We start from the raw sequence: 15712 nt of genomic DNA, 5'->3' as shown, positions 1-15712 counted from the left end.
ATTTGGGATTTGCCACAAATGGCTGATCTAATCTTCTTTGATTTTAGCCAGAAGAAACCAAGTGGCTGGCATCGTCAGCTGCACAAATTGCATTGATGGACGAGCTTAACCCCACTGTCGTTCGAGCAAGATTTCGTTTGGGTGCCTGACGGGTGCTCCGCCACTTCTATCAGTTGCATTCCGCCAAAAACAAGAGAATTTGCTGGGTAACTTGGCTGTTGCTGGTAGTTTGGAATGAGCGCTTTTAGGACTTCATGGCAAACTTGCCTTAGCGCAGCTTTCTCGGGGCCCTTCAAGTCTATCGTTGGGCCGCCATCGTGTTGAAATGTCCATCCTAGCGAGTTATTTCGCGAAAGATCTGCGTACGCGGTATCCAGTGACGGGTCAACATGTGCCCCACCATCTTGATTTGCAACCACCAGAACCAAGTCGCGCCTCGATAGCGTTCGTTTCAGGGTGTCCACAAAAACGATCTGATTCCACCAATGTTCGAAGGAGACCCTGTTGGGTGACGAGAATCCGTTGTCCAAAAATGCATGGTAGGTGGCGCGCTGCGAGTTCATTGCGCTAACCACTAGTCCGCTATGCGACGTAAGACTTGCTATCTCAAGTGGCCCCGAGGTGTCCCAGAAATCAATGCCCTTTAAGTTGAGTTGAGAAAGAAGTGACTTGCATTTTTTAGTATCATGCAAAAGAACTCTGACTGCTGTCGCTATCCTCTTCGACTCTCCCTCGTATCCATCATCGAAAGAACGTGCTGAGGACTCTAGGAACGATATTTGATCCTGCAAGTGATTTTCAAGTTCTTCGCGTGATTGCTGATGCCTCGGTGAATCGTCTGCTTCGTTCATGCCTTCCCTCCGTGGGTATGCAAAGTTTCGTTTTTTATATCGCTTGGTGGCGCACTTCCTTTGCCAGATCCGTCAAATTCTATTACTTAAAAGTAGAGTTTGCCTTCGGCAACTGTCTATTTTTTGGTGGGCTGAAAAGGAGAGGGAATGCATCCTCCGTGGGGTGCGTAGGCTTGTGTATCAACTCTTGGGGCATGACCTTTGGGAGGGCAGCGCGCACGCGCAAAGTCGTTATCCTCTTCGGTTCGCCGCGTGAACGCGGTCACATCTGTAGCCGGAGAGTCGAATGAAGTTTTCCAAGCTGGTCCCGCTGGGCCTGACCGCCGCCATCGCCTTGTCGCTGGCCTCCTGCGGCAAGACCGATACCGCGCCTGCCGCCACCGCCGATGCCAAGCCGGCGTTTGATCAGTCGCAGATCAAGACCGCGCTGATCTCGCTCAACAGCGCCGATCTGGATACCGCCATCGCCGCCTGTACCGACCTCAACGGGTTCGTGAACAGCAAGTGGCTCCAGGCCAACCCGGTCCCGAACGACCAGACCACGTGGGGCAGCTTCGAAATCCTGCGCGAGCGCTCGCTGGAAGTGCAGCACGCGCTGGTCCAGCAGGCCGCCGCCAGCCAGGCCAAGGCCGGCACGGTGGAAGCCAAGATCGGTGACATCTGGAAGACCGGTTCGGACGAAGCCAAGATCGACGCCGCCGGCATCACCCCGCTGCAGCCGCAGCTGGACAAGATCGCCGCGCTGAACGACACCGCCGCCATTACCCAGTACCTGCGCGACAGCCAGGCCGTGGGCCAGGGCGTGCTGTTCTCGCTGTTCGCCAATGCCGATTACAAGGATTCGGCCAACGTCATCGCCTATGTCGGCCAGGGCGGCCTCGGCCTGCCGGAGAAGGGCTACTACTTCGACGAGTCGCAGGCCAAGATCCGCGACGCGTACGTTGCCTACATCGCGCAGGTGCTGACCCTGTCCGGCGTCGATGCCGAGCAGGCCAAGACGCAGGCCAAGGCTGTGATGGAGTTCGAAACGCGTCTGGCGAAGGCGTCGATGTCGCGCATCGAAATGCGTGACCCGGCCAAGCGTTACAACCCGGTCAGCGCGGCCGACGCGGACAAGCTGACCCCGAACTTCAGCTGGACCGCGCTGTTCGACACCCTGAAGGTGCCGGCCGCGCAGAAGTTCTCGATGGCCCAGCCGGCCTTCTTCGGTGAAGTGGACAAGATGCTGGCCGACGTACCGGCCGCCACCTGGCAGGCCTACCTGCGCTTCCACACCATCGACGACGCCTCGCCGTACCTGAGCAGCGCCTTCGAAAAGGCCAACTTCGATTTCTACAGCACCACCCTGCGTGGCCAGAAGGAAATGCAGCCGCGCTGGAAGCGCGTGCTGGAGTCGGTCAACGGTGCCATCGGCGAAGGCCTGGGCCAGATATATGTCGACGCCGTGTTCCCGGCCGACTCCAAGGTGCAGATGCAGCACCTGGTGGAGAACCTCTCGGTGGCGCTGAAGGCGCGCCTGGAGAAGCTGGAGTGGATGAGCGAAGACACCCGCAGGAAGGCACTGGAAAAGTGGGCCAGCTTCACCCCGAAGATCGGCTATCCGGACAAGTGGCGTGACTGGTCGGGCCTGGAAACCAACGGCGACAGCTACCTGGGCAACATGCAGGCCGCGCGCACGTTCAACTACCGCTTCATGCTCAACAAGATCGGCAAGCCGGTCGACAAGACCGAGTGGGGCATGACCCCGCAGACCGTCAACGCCTACTACAACGCCACCAAGAACGAGATCGTGTTCCCGGCGGCGATCCTGCAGGCGCCGTTCTTCGACGCCAAGGCCGATCCGGCGCTGAACTACGGCGGCATCGGTGCGGTCATCGGCCACGAGATGATGCATGGCTACGACGACTCGGGCAGCCAGTTCGCGGCCAACGGCAACTTCGACAACTGGTGGACCGACAGCGATCGTGCCGCCTTCACCCAGCGTACCGACCAGCTGGTCGCGCAGTTCGACGGCTATGAGTCGCTGCCGGGCGTGAACGTGAAGGGCAAGCTGACCCTGGGCGAGAACATCGGCGACCTGGGTGGCCTGACCGTGGCCTACGACGCGCTGCAGATGGCGCTCAAGGAAAACCCGAAGGCCAACGTCGAGGTGGACGGTTATTCGCAGGACCAGCGCTTCTTCATGAACTGGGCCACCGTGTGGCGCCGCAACTTCAATGAAGGCGAGCTGCGCGTGCGTCTGAACACCGATCCGCACGCCCCGGCGAACTTCCGTGCCAACGGCGCGCCGTCGAACATGCCGGCGTACGCACAGGCGTTCGAGTGCAAGGCGGGCGATGCGATGGTGCGTGCCGACGACAAGCGCGTTGTGATCTGGTGATCGCACGCGGTTGAGTGATACGAAAAACCCGGCGAACGCCGGGTTTTTTTTCAGGCCCCACCTGGCGTAGGGCTAGCCGGCGGAGGCCATCATCCGAGTGAACAGGCCGAACACCTCCGGATCCACCAGGCCACCCTGCTGCCCGGCAAGGATGCCCATCGCCTTGGCATGCGGCATCGGGCCGCGGTAGGGGCGGGTGGTGGTCATGGCGTCGTAACCATCAACGATGGTGAGCACGCGCGCGCCCAGCGGAATGTCGCTGCCTTTCAGGCCATCCGGATAACCACTGCCATCGAACGCCTCGTGATGGCTGCGGATCAGCCGCGCCACCTCGGCGGCGTCACTGCGCCCGGTGGTGGCGAAGATGCGCTCACCGCGCTCGGGGTGAGTACGCATGATCGCGCGCTGTGCGTCGTCCAGGCGCGCGGGATACAACAGCACGTTGTCGGGAATGCCGATCTTGCCGATGTCATGGAAGCGGGCCGCCAGCGCCAGATGCGCGCGCTGCGTGTCGTCCAGATCGCACAGACGCCCCAGCTGATCGCCGAGCAGGCCGACCCGGTCGCAGTGGAAACGGGTGTACTGGTCGCGCATCTGCAACGACATCGACAGCGCATCGATGGAGCAGACCTGCGAAGGGGCGTCGTCGAACATGGCGGCGGTCACGTGGGGTCGGATGGCCGGCCGTCAGTGCCGGGGTCGGGCAGGCCGCCACGTGGCGCCTGCCCATCGAACGATAGCCCCTGGCGACCGGCGCCAGGCGTGAAATCAACGCGGGGAGAGGGTCAGCAACAAGGCCTTGGCGGCGCTGAAGCGGTCTTCCGGCAGCGGCAAGGGGTGCTTGATGCGCAGCTTGTCCGGCCCATCCATCGTGTACAGTTTGGGCTGCTTCTGGATCAGCTGGATGACCGCCATCGGGTCGATCTCCGGCTTGGCGTTGAACACGATGCGCCCGCCGTTCTCGCCCAGCTCCAGCTTGCGGATGCCCAGCACATTGGCCTGCAGCTTGAGCTCGGCGATCGCGAACAGGTGCTTGGCCGGGTCCGGCAGCAGGCCGAAGCGGTCGATCATCTCCACCTGCAGTTCGCGCAGCTCAGCACTGTCACGCGCACTGCTGATGCGCTTGTACAGGGTCAGGCGGGTGTGCACGTCAGGCAGGTAGGCGTCGGGGATCAAGGCGGGCACGTGCAGCTCGACCTCGGCACCGCGTGCCTCTTCGCCGGCGTCCAGATCGGGCAGCTTGCCCAGGCGGATGCTGCGCACCGCACGTTCCAGCAGCTCGGTGTACAGGCTGAAGCCGACCTCGGCCATCTGGCCGCTCTGGTCCTCGCCGAGCAGCTCGCCGGCACCGCGGATTTCCAGATCGTGGGTGGCCAGGGTAAAGCCGGCACCGAGTTCGTCCATCGAGGCGATCGCCTCCAGGCGCTTCTCGGCATCGGGCGTCATCGCGCGCTTGTCCGGCACCACCAGGTAGGCGTACGCCCGGTGGTGCGAGCGACCGACGCGGCCACGCAGCTGGTGCAGCTGGGCCAGGCCGAAGCGGTCGGCGCGATTGATGATGATGGTATTGGCGTTGGGGATGTCGATGCCCGATTCGATGATCGTGGTCGACAGCAGCACGTTGAAGCGCTGCTTCTGGAAGTCCAGCATCACCCGCTCCAGCTCGCGCTCGGGCATCTGCCCATGGGCGATGCCGATGCGTGCTTCGGGCACCAGCTCGGCCAGCTCGCGCTGCATGCGGCCGATGCTCTCAACATCGTTGTGCAGGAAGTACAGCTGGCCACCACGGGCCAGTTCGCGCTGGAAGGCTTCGCGCAGCAGCGCGTTGTCCCAGGCGGTGATGAACGTCTTGACCGCCAGCCGGTTCGGCGGCGGCGTGGCGATGATCGACAGATCACGCAGCCCGGCCATGGCCATGTTGAGCGTGCGGGGAATCGGCGTGGCGGTCAGGGTCAGCAGATGCACGTTGGCGCGCATCGCTTTGAGCGCTTCCTTCTGGCGCACACCGAAGCGCTGCTCCTCATCGACCACGACCAGACCGAGGTCCTTGAACTTCACGTCCGGCTGCAGCAGGCGATGGGTACCGATGATGACGTCGATGGTGCCGGCGGCGACCTTCTCCAGTTCGGCCTTGATCTCCTTGGTGGATTTGAAGCGCGACAGCACCTCCACCTTGAGCGGCCAATCGGCGAAGCGATCGCGGAAATTGCGGTAATGCTGTTCGGCCAGCAGGGTGGTCGGCACCAGCACGGCGACCTGCTTGCCGGCGCTGGCGGCGGCGAACGCGGCGCGCACGGCGACCTCGGTCTTGCCGAAGCCGACGTCACCGCAGACCACACGGTCCATCGGCTGGCTGCTGGCCAGATCGCGCAGGGTCGCGTCGATCGCGGCCAGCTGATCCGGCGTTTCCTCGAACGGGAACCCGGCCGCGAACGGCTCGTACATCGCGCGGTCCACGTGCAGCGCAAGGCCGGCACGGGCACGGCGACGCGCCTGGATTTCCAGCAGCTCGGCGGCGACGTCGCGGACCTTTTCGGCCGCCTTGCGCTTGGCCTTGGTCCACTGCTCGCCACCCAGCGAATGCAGTGGCGCGGTCTCCGGCGAGGCACCCGAGTAGCGGCTGATCAGGTGCAGCTGGGCGACCGGCACATACAGGCGGTCGCCCTTGGCGTATTCGATTTCCAGGAACTCGCCGGGCATGCCGCCGGCATCGAGCACGATCAGGCCGCGGTAGCGGCCGACACCGTGGTCTTCATGCACGATCGGCGAGCCTTCGCTGAGCTCGCCGAGGTCGCGGATGATCGCTTCCGGCTCGCGCCCGGCACGGCGGCTGCGGCGCTGCTGGCCGGCGCGTTCGGGGAACAGCTGGCGCTCGGTCAGCACCGCGATCGGCGGGCTTTCCAGTGCGAAACCGTCTTCCAGCGGCGCCACGGTGATGCCGAAGCGCACGCTGTCGTCGGCCAGGAAACCGGGCAGATCAGCGACCACCGGCGGCTTCAGCTCGGCGGCGAGCAGCACTTCCAGCAGGGCTTCGCGACGGCCGGCGGAATCGGCGGCGATCAGCACGCGGCCCGGATAATGACCGATGAAGGATTTCAGCGCCTCGGCGGCCGGGGCATCGCGTGCGGCCACCGGCAGCGGCGGCAGGGGCTGGTCACCCAGCGGCTGTGCATCGCCGATGCGGTCGTGATCCAGCGGCCAGACTTCGACGCGGGCCAGGCCGTTGAGCGTGGCGCGCAGTTGCTCGGGGCTGGCATACAGTTCTTCCGGCGCCAGCAGCGGGCGCTCGACATCGTGGCGGCGCTGCTCGTAGCGGTTCTGCGTCTGCGCCCAGAAGGCGGCCGCAGCATCGAACACGTTCGGCGCCAGTACCGGCAGCACGTTGGGCTGCAGGTAATCGAGCAGGGTCGCGGTCCTGTCGAAGAACAACGGCAGGTAATACTCGATGCCGGCCGGCGCGATACCGGCCTTGAGATCCTGGTACAGCGCGCTGCGCCGGGTATCCACATCGAAGCGCTCGCGCAGCGTGTTGAGCACGCGCGAGACGCTGAGATCATCCAGTGGTACTTCACGGCCGGGCAGCATGTGCACCGCCTCGACCTTGTCCAGCGAGCGCTGCGATTCCGGATCGAACGCGCGGATCGAATCGATGTCTTCGTCGAGCAGTTCCACCCGCAGCGGCGCCTCGGCCCCCATCGGGTAGACATCGAGCAAACCGCCACGCACGGCGAAATCACCCGGGTCCATCACCTGCGGCACGTTACGGTAGCCGGCCGATTCCAGGCGGCGTTTTTCCGCGTCCAGATCCAGACGCTGGCCGACCGTCAGGTCGAAGCTGCCGCCGATGACGTATTTGAGCGGTGCCAACTGCTGCAGCAGCGTCTGCACCGGCACCACCACGATGCCGCGCTTCAGCGCTGGCAGGGCATGCAGCGCGGCCAGGCGCTGGGAAATGATGTCCGGGTGCGGGCTGAAGGCGTCGTAGGGCAGGGTTTCCCAATCCGGGAAGGCCACGATCGGCACGTCGTCGGCACTGCCGAGCAGGGTGTGCAGATCGGCTTCGATCTGGTTCGCGCCATGGTTGTCGCGGGCGACTACCAGCAACGGCCCGTCGTGCGACTGTGCCGCGCGGGCGATGTACCACGCCAGCGCTGTCGCCGAAGCGGGAGCGCGCCACCAGGCGCGGAGCTGTCCAGGACGTGGCAGCGGCGGAACGGGATAGGAGGTGCGTGACATGAACCGTCGATTTTAGCAGACCGCAGCGTGGCGGCTGCGTCATCCGGCGGCAGGCAAGCGTACAGCCGATCCGCGTTACCGGTAGTGGCCGGCCGCTGGCCGGCTCCAGGCGATGCGTGACGTACGGGCAGCCGGCCAGCGGCCGGCGCTACCGATCAGGGCGCGGACAGGCGCCCCGCGTCAGCTGTCGAGTTCGAGCACCATGCGCACCAGGCCCGGCGTACCGTTCGGGTGCGGGATCGGCTGGAAGCCCAGCGAGGCGGCCAGCTGCTTCATCGGCTCGTTCTCTTCGGCAACATCCCCGTACAGACGATCCAGGTACTTGCCGCGCGCCCACTTGACCAGCTTGCGCATCAACTGCCGGCCCAGGCCCTGGCCGACCAGGAAGCGGCTGACCAGGATTGCGTATTCGGCCTCGCGGGTGCCGGGGATGATCGAGGCGCGCGCGACCGCACCCACCACGGCTTCACCGGCGGGCAGCGACTCGGCCGCGACCAGGGTGATTTCGCTCTTGGGATTGGGGTGGGTCAGGCGCTGCGTGGTTTCCGGCGACAGCTCGGTCACCGACTGCAGGAAACGATCGCGGATCTCCTCCGGCCCGAACAGGCTGAAGGCGGCATGCAGCGGCGGGCCGTCTTCCGGCCGGATGGGGCGGATCAGCAGCTCGTGGCCACTGGGTGCCTTGAAAATTTCGTGCCAGGGCGGCATGCGGTTACGGGTAGCCATACCGGTGATTCCTTGGTGGTCTCAGGATTCTCGCATCCCGGGTGCAGCGTTCCGTGAACGGATCACTCACGCCGATCCGGCCGGGAGGAGTCGGTCAGGCCGGGATCCCGGCCTGACCTGAAGGGGGTCATTCGGCCTGCTTGAGCCACTGCAGGCGGGTCGAGGCGCCTGCCTCGCCCAGGTGCTGCTTGAGCGCCGGCATGGCCGGGGCCAGGACCTGGTCGAACTGCCACGGCGGGTTCAGCAGCAGCATGCCGCTGCCATTGAGCCGCAGCGGGGAGTCGTCCGGGCGGATCAGCAGCTCGGCGGTCAGCACCGATTTCACCGGCAGGGCACAGGCCTTGCGCAGGAAATGCAGGACGGTCCGGCGCTGCTTGATGGGGAACCAGATCGCAAAGCTCGCCTGCGGCCAACGGCTCAGGATCTCGGTCACCGAAGCCAGGATGGCCTGGTACTCGGCGTCCTGCCCCTCGTAGGGCGGGTCGATCAGGACCAGCCCACGGCCGATCTTCACGCCGTTGGCCTTGGGCGGCAGCAGTTTCTTGTTCTGGGCATAGCCATCGGCGTGATACACGGCCACCCGGCTGTCATGGGCGAACAGTGCCTTCAGCGCCGTGGCTTCGGCATCCTGCACTTCGCACACGGCCATGCGGTCCTGCTCGCGCAGGGTCTGGGCGGTCAGCAGCGGCGAGCCGGGGTAGCTGATCATCGCCCCGACCGGGTTGTCGGCCTGGACCGCCTTGAGGTAGCGCTCCACCACCGCAGGCAGCTGCGGCTGGGCCATCAGGCGCATCACGCCGTCTTCGGCCTCCAGCGTCTTGCGGCTTTCCTCGCTGGCCAGCAGGTAGCGGCCTGCGCCGCCGTGGGTGTCCAGCACGAAGAACGGGCTGTCCTTGCGCTTGAAGGTGTCGAGCAGGGCAAGCTGCACGATGTGCTTGAGCACATCGGCATGGTTGCCGGCATGGAAGGCGTGGCGGTAATTCATCGGCGCAGTGTACGGGGCGGCGGGCCCAGCGGCTATGCTGCGCGCATGAGCCACCCCCTGCACAACGTCCTGGTGGTCGAGGACGAAACCGCCATCGCCGACACCGTTCTGTATGCACTGCGCAGTGATGGCTACGGCGCCCAGCATTGCCTGCTCGGCGGAGAGGCGCTGGCCCGCCTGCGCCAGCACGCCTTCGATGTGGTGGTGCTGGATGTCGGCCTGCCGGACATGAGCGGTTTCGAGGTCTGCCGCACGCTGCGCACCTTCAGCGAGGTGCCGGTGATCTTCCTGACCGCCCGTAATGACGAGTTCGACCGGGTGCTCGGCCTGGAGCTGGGGGCGGACGACTATATGGCCAAGCCGTTCTCGCCGCGGGAGCTGGTAGCGCGGGTGCGCGCGCGCCTGCGCCGGTCCGCGGCCCCTGCCGATACCACCGGCTGGCAGCAGCTTGGCCGCTTCTCGATCGACCGCGAGGGCAGCCGGATCCGCTTCGGTGACCAGCCGCTGGATCTGACCCGCTACGAATACGCGCTGATGGCGGCCCTGCTGCAGCGCCCCGGCGCGATCCTCAGCCGCGCCCAGCTGATGGACCGCGGCTGGGACAGCGACGCCGACAGCGCCGACCGCACCGTGGATACCCACGTCAAAACCCTGCGCGCCAAGCTGCGTGCCGCGGGCGCCGAGACCGACCCGATCCGCACCCACCGTGGCCTGGGCTACGCACTGGAGGTGTAGGCATGCGGCTGGGCCTGAAACTGTTCCTGGGCTTCTTCCTGATCGTGGGTATCGCCGCGTTCTTCGTGATGCGCATTTTCGTCAACGAAGTGAAGCCCGGCGTGCGCCAGGCGATGGAGTCCACGTTGGTCGATGCAGCCAACGTGCTGGCGGAAATGGCCGCGGCCGATCTCAAGGCCGGGCACATCCGCGACGGCCGCTTCGTCGCCGATCTGGCGCGCGCCAAGCGCCGCGACCCGAAGGCGATGGTGTGGCGTTTTCCCAAGCGCACGCTGGATTACCAGGTCACCATCACCGATGCCAAGGGCATCGTGGTGTACGACTCGACCGGCCGTGATGTGGGGCGCGACAACTCACGCTGGAACGATGTGTACCGCACCCTGCGTGGCGAATACGGCGCGCGCTCCAGCCCGGAGACGCCCGGCGACGACACCCACTCGGTGATGCACGTGGCCGCGCCGATCTTCGATCCGGCCGACGGACGCCGCTTGATCGGTGTGCTCAGCCTGGCCCAGCCCAACCGCAGCATCGATCCGTTCATCGCGGCCAGCCAGCGCGCCATCATGAAGCGCGGTGCGTGGTTGATCGGCCTTTCAGCGCTCATCGGCCTGCTGATGACCGCGTGGCTGATGCACGGCGTGAATCGGCTCAACCGCTATGCCAAGGCGGTCAGCGCCGGTGAGCCGGTGCCGCCGCCGAAGCCGCGCCGCGATGAGATCGGCGATCTGGGCCAGGCGCTGGAAACCATGCGTCGCAAGCTGGAAGGCAAGGCCTACGTCGAGCAGTACGTGCAGTCGCTGACGCATGAAATGAAGAGCCCGCTGGCTGCGATCCGCGGCGCGGCCGAGCTGCTGCAGGAACCGCTGCCGGATGCCGACCGTGCGCACTTCGCGCGCAGCATCGAAGGCCAGGCGCAGCGCCTCACCGAGACCATCGACAAGCTGCTGGCGCTGGCCGAGGTGGAACAGTACGGCTGGTTGCAGAAGCACGAGCGGCTTGCACTGGCGGCGTTGCTGCAGTCCGCCGCCGACGCAGTGGCGGTGCGTGCGCAGGCCGCCGGGGTCACGATCGCGGTGGAGGCGCAGGCCGAGAGCGTGCAGGGCGACGGCTATCTGCTGCGCCAGGCACTCAACAATCTGCTGGAGAATGCCGTGGCCTTCTCACCGGCGGGCAGCACCATCACGCTCGGTGCCGGTGCGGAAGGTGAGGGCATCGCACTGACCGTGGCCGACTGCGGCAGTGGCGTGCCGGACTACGCGCTTGATCGCGTGTTCGAGCGCTTCTATTCCCTGGCGCGACCGGGCACCGGCCAGCGCAGCTCCGGCCTCGGCCTGTCGTTCGTGCAGGAAGTCGCCCGCCTGCACGGCGGCCGTGTCAGCCTGCGCAACCGCGATGACGGCGGTGCACAGGCGGTGTTGTGGCTGCCGTCGCGCCTGCCCTCTGTACCGCCGCGGCGCTGATCGCTGCCGCACTTCACACAGACTTCAAACTCGGCACAAACCCCGCACACCGGCGCGCGGGAAGCTGGCCCCCTCCCAACCGAGGACGGGTCATGAAATCCCTGAAGATGCTGTTGCGGTTCGCCATTGTCGGCGGGCTGATCCTGTTGCTGCTGATTCCGCTGAGCCTGATCAAGGGCGTGATCCGCGAGCGTGAGGCGTACCGCGACGAGGCCTACCAGCGCGTCGCGCAGAGCCGCGCCGGCGCGCAGATTCTGACCGGCCCGATCCGCGTGGTGCCGTGGACCGAGACGCGCGAGGTCGAGGTGGTGGATGCGGCCGGTACCAAGAAGAAGGAAAAGCAGGTCGAGCAGGGCCAGTGGCTGCAGATGCCAGCCACGCTCACGGTGGACGGTGTGATGCAGCCGGACGAGCGCCGGGTCGGCCTGTTCCGCGTGCCGGTCTATAGCTGGAAGGCCACGATCAGTGCCGCGTTCGCCGATGACGACTACCCGGTGAAAGCAGGCCGCGTGTATGGCACGCCCTTCCTGACCGTGGGCATCGCCGATGTGCGTGGCCTGGTCGGTTCGCCGAACCTGCGCGTGGATGGCAACGCCGTGACGCTGTTGCCCGATGCCGGCGGCGTCAGTGGCATCGGCACCGGCCTGCATGTCGGCTTGCCGGGCCTGGCGGATGAACGGGGTGGTGTGCTCAAGGGCAGCAAAGTCGAGCTGGAGCTGGTGCTGGATGGCACCCGGTCGCTGTCGGTGGTGCCGGTGGGCGATGACAGCCGCATCGCGCTGCGCTCGCCGTGGCCGCATCCGCTGTTCGGTGGCAGCTTCCTGCCCAACGAGCGCAAAGTGGACGCGCAGGGCTTCGACGCCCAGTGGGCGGTGTCCTCGCTGGCCTCGCGTGCCCAGCACCAGCTGCGCAACCGCCCGGACATCGACGCTGAAGCGGTGAGCGTCGAGCTGGTGAATCCGGTCGATGTGTATACCCAGGCCGACCGCGCCAGCAAGTACGGCATCCTCTTCATCCTGCTCACCTTCGTCGGCTTCATCCTGTTCGAGCTGATCAAGCAGCTGCGCATCCACCCGCTGCAGTACCTGATGGTCGGCCTGGCGCTGGCGATCTTCTTCCTGTTGCTGCTCAGCCTCTCCGAGCACATCGCGTTCTGGCAGGCCTATGCGCTCTCGGCACTGGCGTGCATCGGCGTCCAGACCGTGTACCTGTCCGGCGTATTGAAGAGCTGGAAACGCGGCCTGGGCTTTGCGCTGATGCTCAGCGCCCTGTACGGCGCGCTGTATGGGCTGCTGATCTCGGAGAACAACGCGCTGCTGATGGGCTCGCTGCTGCTGTTCGGCGTGCTGGCCGCGGTGATGTGGGTGACCCGCCGGGTCGATTGGTACGAACTCGGCGCAAGCCTGAAGTAAGGAGCGACCATGAGCTGGCGTCGTTGTCTGCATGAACGTGTGCGTCGGGCGTTGCCCGCCCGGCTGGAGGTGGCCTCGCTGCTGGACGGCGAGGTGTCGGGATGGCCTTCGCCGTTGAGCGCGCTACCGGGCGTGCAGGCCGCCCCGGGGCTGGTCCGCTTCGGCTTGGCGCCGGTCACGTGTGACGCGATCACGGCGCATGGCCTGCGCTTTCTGGAACAGGCACGGCAGGCGCGGGGGCGCCTGCCACTGCCGCGATGGTGTGGCGCGTATCGGCCGTGGCGCGAAGGCGCCCAGGCCCTGCGCGAGATCGGTATCGGCGGGCTGCCGCTGGACTGGCCCGTGCATGCCCCGGTCTACGCCAGCGCCTCGGTGGACCACAGCCGCTGGCTGCTGGTGCTGCCTTCCCGTGGCCAGCTCTGGTACGGCTGGTTGGAATGACCATGACTCTTGGCCCGGGGGCGCCGGGACAACGCTCGATAGACTCGGGGATTGTTCGTGGTCTGGCCGAAAGGCGGGGGTAATCGTGTTCAAGTGGGGCATGTTGAGCGTGGCATTGGCATTGAGCGGCGTCGCCGATGCACAGACGAGAGAAACGGTGGACCTGGACATGGTCAGCCGGATCCGCCAGGAAGCCTTCCACCGGTCGCAGGTGATGGCGACCTTCAGCCATCTGACCGAGCAGATCGGCCCGCGCCTGACCAATTCGCCCGCGATGGGCGAGGCCAACACCTGGACCCGCAGCAAGTTCAACGAGTGGGGCCTGGTCAACGTGCATGACGAGGCCTTCGATGCGTTCGGTCGCGGCTGGGAGTTCAGCAACGCCAGCGTGGAACTGCTGAGCCCGCGCGTGGTGCCGCTGTATGCGCTGCCGAAGGCCTGGACGCCGGGTACCCATGGCCCGGTCGAGGGTGAAGTGATCAAGGTCGAGATCAAGAAGCTCGCCGATCTGGATCAGTACAAGGGCAAGATCGCCGGCAGAATCCTGCTGCTCAACGATGCGCGCGATTACGAACGGGCCACCAAGTCCGATTCGCACCGCCACGATGACGCCGGCCTGGCCGAGCTGCAGGTGTTCGCGGTGCCCAAGGACGTTGCCGATGCCAAGGCCGACCGTGCCAAGAAGGCCAAGGAATACCTGGAGAAACAGGAGCTGACCCGCGCCACCAACGCCTTCTTCGCCGAGCAGGGCGTGCTGGCCACGATCAGCATCAGCGGCTGGGACAACGGCATCATCCGTGTCGGTGGCGGTGGCTCGCGCAAGGCCGGTGAACCGGTCGGCGTGCCCGAACTGGCGATGATGGCCGAGCACTACAACCAGCTGGTGCGGGCGGTCGACCAGAAGCAGGCGGTCAAGCTGCGCGTGAATGTCGAGGCCCGTTTCACCGATGCGCAGGACCAGCCAGGCTACAACACGCTGGCCGAGATCCGCGGCAGCGGCAAGGCTGATGAGATCGTGATGCTTGGCGCGCACATGGATTCCTGGCATACCGGCACCGGCGCGGCCGACAACGCGGCCGGCGTGGCGGTGATGATGGAAGCCATGCGCATCCTCAAGGCGGTGGGTGCCAAGCCCAAGCGCACCATCCGCGTGGCGCTGTGGAGTGGCGAGGAGCAGGGGCTGATCGGCTCCCAGGACTACGTGTCCAAGCACTTCGCGCGCTACCCCGAGCCGACCGACCCGGCGCAGCTCAAGTTGCCGGCCTCGATGCGTGAACCCACCGGCGCCCTGCAGCGCCAGCGCGATTACGACAAGTTCTCGGCGTACTTCAACATGGACAACGGCTCGGGCCGCTTCCGCGGCATCTACGCGCAGGAGAACCTGGCCGCGGTGCCGATCTTCGAAGCGTGGCTGGCCCCGTTCCACGATGTGGGCGCCACCGCCGTGGCCACGCGCAACACCGGCAGCACCGACCACATCGCGTTCGATCGCGTCGGCCTGCCCGGGTTCCAATTCATCCAGGATCGGCTGGATTACTTCACCAACGTCCACCACAGCAACCTGGATACGTGGGACCACGCCGAGCCGGAAGACCTGAAGCAGGCCGCCGCGATCGTGGCCTCGTTCGTCTACAACGCGGCCATGCGTGAGGAAAAGCTGCCGCGCAAGCCGTTGCTGACGCCCTGAGGGCGGTCTACCGGGCCGGCGACGGCCCGGTGCGGAGCGTGGGATCGAGCGAGAAGGCGAGGCGGTAGACTGTGGGCTCGCCGTCTGCGGAGAGAATGCTGCGCACCATCGCTTCGTTGACCGGCAACTGGCGGCCTACCGCATCACGGGGTGCCCCGAACAGCACGGACGGATTCTCCAGCGTGCCGGTGACCTCGCCCAGACAATGGGAAATGCCGCAGTGCAGGCGGCTCAGCCGCGGCGCGTCCGGGCCGGTGCCCAGCCGTTGCTGCAAGGCGTGCTGATAGCTGCTGCGGACGTCCTGCGCGTCCCCATCGGCGGCGTAGGCGAGGTCCAGCGCCGCCATGGCCTGGTCGAAGCGCGGGCCGTCATTGAGCAACTGCCGCAGCGCATCCGAAGACAGGCCATCGGCCAGGCCAAGCGCCCGTTCCGTGTCTCCGGCGACCGCCGAGGCGTTGACGGCTGGCGTCTGCCTGCCAGCGAGCGTGCGCGAAGGGGGCGTGCCAGGCGGCAGCGCGGATGCGCTGGGCCCCACGTCCGCCGGTAGCGCCTGCTGGGCGGGTGGGTTTGTGGCCACCGCAGCAGCCGCCGCGCCGTCGGTGCCCGGTGCAGAACACGCGCCCAGTGCGGCGAGCAGGATCAGGGCGGTGGCGGCGCGGGTAGCGGCATGGCGCAGTGACGGCGGCTCAACGCGGGCAGTTGTCATGGTCGATGGATGAAAAGCGGACAATCCCGCCATCAGACCATGTCCACGCGCAGCAGACTGTAGGGATTCTCCGATTTAGGCAGGGTCCGGCCC

12 protein-coding genes are annotated in these 15712 nt (G+C 66.0%); 6 read left to right on the top strand and 6 right to left on the bottom strand.

From position 1 onward, the window contains the following. Positions 1-74 precede the first annotated feature (74 nt). A complete protein-coding gene (locus K4043_RS11040) occupies positions 75-851 on the bottom strand; it encodes a hypothetical protein (RefSeq protein WP_265309364.1) in 777 nt (258 codons plus the stop codon). A 286-nt stretch (positions 852-1137) separates the two neighbouring features. Here K4043_RS11040 and K4043_RS11035 point away from each other — a divergent pair, with 286 nt between their 5' ends. Then, entirely contained in the window at positions 1138-3231 is a 2094-nt protein-coding gene (locus K4043_RS11035) for a M13 family metallopeptidase (protein WP_265309363.1), read from the top strand. Positions 3232-3303: 72 nt separating this feature from the next. On the opposite strand, the gene K4043_RS11030 is transcribed toward K4043_RS11035, so the two are convergent. The 4 genes from K4043_RS11030 to rlmJ all read right to left on the bottom strand — a co-directional run bounded on the left by K4043_RS11030 (position 3304) and on the right by rlmJ (position 9178). Next, positions 3304-3885 carry an HD domain-containing phosphohydrolase gene (locus K4043_RS11030; RefSeq protein WP_123728710.1) on the bottom strand — a complete coding sequence of 194 codons (582 nt, stop codon included), beginning with the start codon at positions 3883-3885 and terminating at the stop codon, positions 3304-3306. A gap of 114 nt (positions 3886-3999) precedes the next feature. After that, positions 4000-7467 (bottom strand): transcription-repair coupling factor, encoded by a 3468-nt coding sequence (mfd, locus tag K4043_RS11025; RefSeq protein WP_265309362.1) that lies wholly within the window; start codon positions 7465-7467, stop codon positions 4000-4002. Positions 7468-7647: 180 nt separating this feature from the next. Beyond that, the gene (locus tag K4043_RS11020) at positions 7648-8193 is read right to left on the bottom strand and encodes a GNAT family N-acetyltransferase (RefSeq protein WP_019184458.1); all 546 of its coding nucleotides are present in this window, start codon (positions 8191-8193) and stop codon (positions 7648-7650) included. 127 nt (positions 8194-8320) lie between these two features. Next, on the bottom strand, positions 8321-9178 hold the full coding sequence (rlmJ, locus tag K4043_RS11015) for a 23S rRNA (adenine(2030)-N(6))-methyltransferase RlmJ (protein ID WP_123728712.1): 858 nt from the start codon (positions 9176-9178) through the stop codon (positions 8321-8323). Between the two features lie 45 nt (positions 9179-9223). Here rlmJ and creB point away from each other — a divergent pair, with 45 nt between their 5' ends. The 5 genes from creB (at position 9224) to K4043_RS10990 (ending at position 14913) form a co-directional block, all read left to right on the top strand. Then, on the top strand, positions 9224-9913 hold the full coding sequence (gene creB, locus K4043_RS11010) for a two-component system response regulator CreB (RefSeq protein WP_123728713.1): 690 nt from the start codon (positions 9224-9226) through the stop codon (positions 9911-9913). A gap of 2 nt (positions 9914-9915) precedes the next feature. Then, positions 9916-11373 (top strand): two-component system sensor histidine kinase CreC, encoded by a 1458-nt coding sequence (gene creC / locus K4043_RS11005; protein WP_265309361.1) that lies wholly within the window; start codon positions 9916-9918, stop codon positions 11371-11373. A 92-nt stretch (positions 11374-11465) separates the two neighbouring features. Further along, a complete protein-coding gene (gene creD / locus K4043_RS11000; protein WP_265309360.1) occupies positions 11466-12785 on the top strand; it encodes a cell envelope integrity protein CreD in 1320 nt (439 codons plus the stop codon). Between the two features lie 9 nt (positions 12786-12794). Further along, complete coding sequence (locus K4043_RS10995; protein WP_265309359.1) at positions 12795-13226, top strand: hypothetical protein; 432 nt, start codon at positions 12795-12797, stop codon at positions 13224-13226. Between the two features lie 100 nt (positions 13227-13326). After that, positions 13327-14913 (top strand): M20/M25/M40 family metallo-hydrolase, encoded by a 1587-nt coding sequence (locus K4043_RS10990; RefSeq protein WP_265309806.1) that lies wholly within the window; start codon positions 13327-13329, stop codon positions 14911-14913. Between the two features lie 7 nt (positions 14914-14920). Here K4043_RS10990 and K4043_RS10985 read toward each other — a convergent pair whose 3' ends face one another. Then, positions 14921-15652, bottom strand: a complete 732-nt coding sequence (locus K4043_RS10985; RefSeq protein WP_265309358.1) for a hypothetical protein — start codon at positions 15650-15652, stop codon at positions 14921-14923. Between the last annotated feature and the right edge of the window lie 60 nt (positions 15653-15712).

The sequence above is a fragment of the Stenotrophomonas sp. SRS1 genome (assembly GCF_026130205.1).
Lineage (GTDB): Bacteria > Pseudomonadota > Gammaproteobacteria > Xanthomonadales > Xanthomonadaceae > Stenotrophomonas > Stenotrophomonas rhizophila_B.
The sequence above is the reverse complement of the archived record's forward strand: the minus strand, read 5'-3'. Positions and strand labels throughout refer to the sequence as shown.

Excerpts from the sequence above, each read along its gene's own strand:
- K4043_RS11040 (WP_265309364.1), bottom strand. The coding sequence starts at position 851 with ATGAACGAAGCAGACGATTCACCGAGGCATCAGCAATCACGCGAAGAA.
- K4043_RS11035 (WP_265309363.1), top strand. The coding sequence starts at position 1,138 with ATGAAGTTTTCCAAGCTGGTCCCGCTGGGCCTGACCGCCGCCATCGCC.
- K4043_RS11030 (WP_123728710.1), bottom strand. The coding sequence starts at position 3,885 with ATGTTCGACGACGCCCCTTCGCAGGTCTGCTCCATCGATGCGCTGTCG.
- mfd (WP_265309362.1), bottom strand. The coding sequence starts at position 7,467 with ATGTCACGCACCTCCTATCCCGTTCCGCCGCTGCCACGTCCTGGACAG.
- K4043_RS11020 (WP_019184458.1), bottom strand. The coding sequence starts at position 8,193 with ATGGCTACCCGTAACCGCATGCCGCCCTGGCACGAAATTTTCAAGGCA.
- rlmJ (WP_123728712.1), bottom strand. The coding sequence starts at position 9,178 with ATGAATTACCGCCACGCCTTCCATGCCGGCAACCATGCCGATGTGCTC.
- creB (WP_123728713.1), top strand. The coding sequence starts at position 9,224 with ATGAGCCACCCCCTGCACAACGTCCTGGTGGTCGAGGACGAAACCGCC.
- creC (WP_265309361.1), top strand. The coding sequence starts at position 9,916 with ATGCGGCTGGGCCTGAAACTGTTCCTGGGCTTCTTCCTGATCGTGGGT.
- creD (WP_265309360.1), top strand. The coding sequence starts at position 11,466 with ATGAAATCCCTGAAGATGCTGTTGCGGTTCGCCATTGTCGGCGGGCTG.
- K4043_RS10995 (WP_265309359.1), top strand. The coding sequence starts at position 12,795 with ATGAGCTGGCGTCGTTGTCTGCATGAACGTGTGCGTCGGGCGTTGCCC.
- K4043_RS10990 (WP_265309806.1), top strand. The coding sequence starts at position 13,327 with ATGTTGAGCGTGGCATTGGCATTGAGCGGCGTCGCCGATGCACAGACG.
- K4043_RS10985 (WP_265309358.1), bottom strand. The coding sequence starts at position 15,652 with ATGGCGGGATTGTCCGCTTTTCATCCATCGACCATGACAACTGCCCGC.